The sequence below is a fragment of the Alkalihalophilus lindianensis genome, assembly GCF_032843265.1.
Taxonomy (GTDB): Bacteria; Bacillota; Bacilli; order Bacillales; family Bacillaceae_D; genus Alkalihalophilus; species Alkalihalophilus lindianensis.
Window position 1 is genome coordinate 1 of record NZ_JAWJBA010000475.1, and the last position, 264, is coordinate 264.

Annotated in this window: 1 pseudogene; it reads left to right on the forward strand. The window is 66.3% G+C overall.

Going from position 1 to position 264, the window contains the following annotated elements:
• Positions 1–204: pseudogene (locus RYX56_RS26630) on the forward strand (branched-chain amino acid aminotransferase); the annotation flags it as partial.
• Positions 205–264 lie beyond the last annotated feature (60 nt).

Below are 264 nucleotides of genomic sequence, written 5' to 3' on the forward strand. Positions count from 1 at the left end.
GCCGCCAGCGGCACCCTGCGCGAAGCCTTTGCCTGCGGCACAGCGGCGGTGGTCACCGCGATCGGCACAGTCAGGAGCAAGGATGGCGACTTCACCATCGGCAATGGCGATGGCGGCCTCGTCACCGAAAGCCTACGCGGCGAACTGACCGGTATTCAGCGCGGGACCGTCGCTGATCCGGCCGGTTGGGTGCATATCGTCTGAGGTGATCAGGCTGGCCCCTGCCCTTTTGGGCGAGCGGGCCAGCCATCGCTTTTCAAGTCG